The organism is Kitasatospora sp. NPDC059817 (assembly GCF_042731835.1).
GTDB lineage: Bacteria > Actinomycetota > Actinomycetes > Streptomycetales > Streptomycetaceae > Kitasatospora.
In genome coordinates this window covers 1-5,037 of record NZ_JBHWIR010000091.1, presented here as the reverse complement: position 1 = coordinate 5,037, position 5,037 = coordinate 1, and the positions used below count along the sequence as shown (strand labels likewise).

The following is a 5,037-nucleotide window of genomic DNA, read 5'->3' as shown; positions in this document are numbered from 1 at the left end:
CTCGTTCCTGCCTCGCCGCCGCCCCGTGCGGCCGCCGGCGGGCGCCCCCCCCCCCCCCCCCCGCCCCCCCCGGCCCCCTCTGACTACCCCACGAAGCAGAAGAAAAAAGGACTGAAGCACCATGACTGACGCACTGAAGCGCCTCAGCGACGAAGGCGTGGCGATCTGGCTGGACGACCTCAGCCGCAAGCGGCTGAACACCGGCAACCTCGCCGAGCTGGTGCAGAACAAGCACGTGGTGGGCGTGACCACCAACCCGACCATCTTCCAGAAGGCCATCGGCGGCGGCGACGACTCCTACGACGGCCAGCTGCGCGACCTCGCCGTCCGCAAGGTCACCACCGACGAGGCCGTCCGCATGATCACCACCTCGGACGTGCGTGACGCGGCCGACGTGCTGCGCCCGGTCTACGACGCCTCCAACGGCCGCGACGGCCGGGTGTCCATCGAGGTCGACCCGCGCCTGGCGCACGAGACCGCGGCCACCGTGGCCGAGGCCAAGCAGCTGTGGTGGCTGGTCGACCGCCCGAACGTCTTCATCAAGATCCCCGCCACCAAGGCCGGCCTGCCCGCGATCGCCGAGGTGATCGGCCGGGGCATCAGCGTCAACGTCACGCTGATCTTCTCACTGGAGCGCTACAAGGCCGTCATCGACGCCTACCTGACCGGTCTGGAGGCCGCCAAGGCCAAGGGCCTGGACCTCTCCCAGATCGAGTCGGTCGCCTCCTTCTTCGTCTCCCGCGTGGACACCGAGATCGACAAGCGCCTGGAGAAGATCGGCGGCGACGCCCGGGACCTGCGCTCCAAGGCCGCCCTGGCCAACGCCCGCCTCGCCTACCAGGCGTACGAGGAGGTCTTCGGCTCGGTCGACGGCAAGTCCGCCGGCAGCGCCCGCTGGCGTTCGCTGGAGGCCGCCGGCGCCAAGCCGCAGCGCCCGCTGTGGGCCTCCACCGGTGTCAAGGACCCGGCCCTGCCGGACACCCTGTACGTCACCGAGCTGGTCGCCCCCGGCACGGTCAACACCATGCCCGAGGCCACCCTGGAGGCCACCGCCGACCACGGTGTGGTCACCGGCGGCACCATCGTCCCCAACTACGCCGACGCCAAGGCCGTGATGGACGCCATCGCCGCCGCCGGCGTGGACTACGACGACGTGGTCCAGGTGCTGGAGGACGAGGGCGTGGAGAAGTTCGAGCAGTCCTGGAACGAGCTGCTCGACACCGTCACCGCCTCGCTCGCCTCCTTCGCCGGCGAGAAGTGACCGTTCGCTCACACAGCCAGCGCACGAAAGCGGAGCCCAACAAGTGAGCACTGATTTCCCCGAGTTGACCTCGGAGTCGGACGCGGACGATCTCCCGCCGGCCCCCGTCAACCCGCTTCGTGACCCGGCCGACCGACGGCTCCCGCGCATCGCGGGGCCGTCCGGTCTGGTCATCTTCGGAGTCACCGGCGACCTGTCCCGCAAGAAGCTCATGCCGGCCATCTACGACCTGGCCAACCGCGGTCTGCTGCCGCCGGGCTTTTCTCTCGTCGGCTTCGCCCGGCGCGAGTGGGACGACGAGGACTTCGCCAAGGAGGTCCACGACGCGGTCAAGGAGCACGCCCGCACCCCGTTCCGGGAGGAGGTCTGGCAGCAGCTCGCCAAGGGCATGCGCTTCGTCCACGGCACCTTCGACGACGACGACGCCTTCGACAAGCTCCGCGAGACCATCATCGAGCTGGACAAGGCGCAGGGCACCGGCGGCAACTTCGCCTTCTACCTGTCCGTCCCGCCGAAGTTCTTCCCGACCGTCGTCCAGCAGCTCAAGAAGCACGGCCTGGCCGACCCCCCGCAGGGCTCGTGGCGCCGCGCGGTCATCGAGAAGCCCTTCGGCCACGACCTGGAGAGCGCCCAGGAGCTGAACCGGATCGTCCACGAGGTCTTCCCCCGGGACGAGGTCTTCCGGATCGACCACTACCTGGGCAAGGAGACGGTCCAGAACATCCTGGCGCTGCGCTTCGCCAACCAGATGTTCGAGCCGATCTGGAACCGGTCGTACGTCGACCACGTGCAGATCACCATGGCCGAGGACATCGGCATCGGCGGCCGGGCCGGCTACTACGACGGCATCGGCTCCGCCCGCGACGTCATCCAGAACCACCTGCTCCAGCTGATGGCGCTCACCGCCATCGAGGAGCCGGCGTCCTTCCACCCGAAGGCGCTGGTCGCCGAGAAGCTCAAGGTGCTCAGCGCCGTCAAGCTCCCGGCCGACCTCGGCCGGCACACCGTGCGCGGCCAGTACGCGGCCGGCTGGCAGGGCGGCGAGGAGGTGGTCGGCTACCTGGACGAGGACGGCATCGACCCGGACTCCAAGACCGACACCTACGCGGCGATCAAGCTGGAGATCAACAACCGCCGCTGGGCGGGCGTCCCGTTCTACCTGCGCACCGGCAAGCGGCTGGGCCGCCGGGTCACCGAGATCGCGGTGGTCTTCCAGCGCGCCCCGTACCTGCCGTTCGACTCCTACGCGACCGAGGAGCTGGGGCAGAACGCCCTGGTCATCCGGGTCCAGCCGGACGAGGGCGTGACGGTGCGGTTCGGCTCCAAGGTGCCGGGCACCTCCTTCGAGGTCCGGGACGTCACGATGGACTTCGCCTACGGCGAGTCCTTCACCGAGTCCAGCCCGGAGGCGTACGAGCGGCTCATCCTCGATGTGCTGCTCGGCGACGCCAACCTGTTCCCGCGTCACCAGGAGGTCGAGCTCTCCTGGCAGATCCTCGACCCGATCGAGAAGTACTGGGACACCCACGGCAAGCCCGCCCAGTACTCCGCGGGGACCTGGGGCCCGGCCGAGGCGGACGAGATGCTCGCACGAGACGGCAGGAGCTGGCGCCGGCCATGAAGATCGACCTCACCAACACGACGTCCAGCAAGATCAACGCCTCGCTGATGGAGGCGCGCCGGGCCAGTGGCTCCACCGCCGCCGGCATGGTACTCACCCTGGTGATCGTGACCGACGAGGGCAGCGCGTACGACGCCCTCAAGGCCGCCAACGACGCCTCCCGCGAGCACCCCTCGCGCACCCTCGCGGTGATCAAGCGCGCCGGGCGCTCGCCCCGGGCCCGCGCCGAGACCCGGCTGGACGCCGAGATCCTGGTCGGCACCGATGCCGGCTCGGGAGAGACGGTCATCCTGCGCATGCACGGCGAACTCGCCGCGCACGCCCAGTCGGTGGTCCTGCCGCTGCTGCTCCCGGACGCCCCGGTCGTCGTCTGGTGGCCCGACAACGCGCCGCTGCACCCGGCGCAGGATCCGCTGGGCGCGCTCGCCCAGCGCCGGATCACCGACGCCGTCACCGCCGAGTCCCCGGTCGGCCAGCTCGCCCAGCGGGCCCAGAGCTACACCCCGGGCGACACCGACCTGGCCTGGACCCGGATCACCGGCTGGCGCTCGATGCTGGCCGCCGCGCTGGACCAGCGGCCGGTCACGATCACCTCCGCGGTGGTCGAGGGCGAGTCCTACAACCCCAGCGTCGAGCTGCTCGGCCTCTGGCTGCACAACCGGCTGCACGTGCCGGTGGAGCGGGTCGTCACCGGCGGCCCCGGCATCACCGCGGTGCACCTGCGCACCAAGGACGGCGACATCACCCTGGACCGCCCGGACGGCCTGATGGGCACGCTCTCCATGGCCGGCTCCCCGGACCGCCAGGTGGCACTCAAGCGGCGCGAGACCTCGGAGCTGATCGCCGAGGAGCTGCGCCGGCTCGACCCGGACGACATCTACGCGACGGCCGTGCGCACGCCCGTCGACCGGCTGCGCGAGCCGGACACCGCCGAGACGGCGGCGGCCGAGCGGGTCGCCCGCGCGGCGGTCGCCGAGGCCGCGGTGGCCAACCCCGCCCGGGTGACCGCCAAGGTCGCGTCCGAGGCCTCGTCCGAGGACGTGCCCGAGGACGCCGAGAAGGCTCCCGCCAAGAAGCCCGCCAAGCGCGCCGCCAAGGGGAGCGCATGACCAACGCGACCCCGCAGCTGGTCGTCCACCGGGACAAGGAGCTGATGGCCCAGGCGGCCGCGGCCCGGCTGATCACCCGGATCGTGGACGCCCAGGCCGCCCGCGGCACCGCCTCGGTGGTGCTCACCGGCGGGCGCAACGGCAACGCCCTGCTGGCCGCGATCGCCGCCTCCCCGGCGCGCGACGCGGTCGACTGGGCGCGGCTGGACCTCTGGTGGGGCGACGAGCGCTTCGTCCCCGCCGGGGACCCGGACCGCAACGCCGTCCAGGCCCGCGCCGAACTGCTGGACTCCGTCCCGCTCGACCCGGCGCGGGTGCACGAGATGCCCGCCTCGGACGGTGCGGACGGCTCCGACGTGGAGGCCGCCGCCGCCCGCTACGCGGAGGAGCTGGCGAAGGCGTCCGGCCCGGGCGACCGGCTCGGTGTCCCGGCCTTCGACGTGCTGCTGCTCGGCGTCGGCCCGGACACCCACGTCGCCTCGCTCTTCCCCGAGCACCCGGGCGTGCGGGAGACGGAGCTGACCGTGATCGGCGTGCGCGGGGCCCCCAAGCCCCCGCCGACCCGGGTCTCGCTCACCCTCCCGGCGATCCGGGCAGCCCGCGAGGTCTGGCTGCTGGCGGCCGGCGCGGACAAGGCGGACGCGGTCGCGATGGCCCTGTCCGGCCCCGGCGAGCTCCAGGCGCCCGCCTCCGGCGCGTACGGCCGCAGCCGCACCCTGTGGCTGCTGGACCGGGCCGCGGCGGAGCAGATCCCGCCCCAGCTGTACCCGCCAGCCTCGGCGTAACGGGCTCGGCAACGCACAAGGGCGCCCCCCGCCACGGCCGTGGGGCCCGTGGCGGTCTGTGGTGCGGGTCCGATATCGCCCCGCCGCGTGGGCCGCGCCCCGGCGAGGGTCGCCGCCCCCGCGGCGGGGGGGGGCCGCGCGCGGGCGCGCCCCCCCCGCAGCGACCCCCCCGACCCCGGGGGGTTGTACGGGGGGGGGGGGGGGGCGGGGCCGCGGGGCGGCGCCGGGGGGGGCGGGGGGGGGCGCCGCGGGCCCCCCCCC

4 protein-coding genes are annotated in these 5,037 nt (G+C 73.0%); all 4 read left to right on the top strand.

Going from position 1 to position 5,037, the window contains the following annotated elements:
- The first annotated feature begins 121 nt into the window (after positions 1-121).
- Positions 122-1,261 carry a transaldolase gene (gene tal / locus ACFV61_RS20280; protein ID WP_063349514.1) on the top strand — a complete coding sequence of 380 codons (1,140 nt, stop codon included), beginning with the start codon at positions 122-124 and terminating at the stop codon, positions 1,259-1,261.
- A 64-nt stretch (positions 1,262-1,325) separates the two neighbouring features.
- Positions 1,326-2,882, top strand: a complete 1,557-nt coding sequence (gene zwf / locus ACFV61_RS20275; protein WP_063349513.1) for a glucose-6-phosphate dehydrogenase — start codon at positions 1,326-1,328, stop codon at positions 2,880-2,882.
- On the top strand, positions 2,879-3,991 hold the full coding sequence (gene opcA / locus ACFV61_RS20270; protein WP_380343824.1) for a glucose-6-phosphate dehydrogenase assembly protein OpcA: 1,113 nt from the start codon (positions 2,879-2,881) through the stop codon (positions 3,989-3,991). The genes zwf and opcA overlap by 4 nt, the downstream gene beginning before the upstream one ends.
- Positions 3,988-4,776, top strand: a complete 789-nt coding sequence (gene pgl, locus ACFV61_RS20265) for a 6-phosphogluconolactonase (RefSeq protein WP_363368896.1) — start codon at positions 3,988-3,990, stop codon at positions 4,774-4,776. The genes opcA and pgl overlap by 4 nt, the downstream gene beginning before the upstream one ends.
- Positions 4,777-5,037 lie beyond the last annotated feature (261 nt).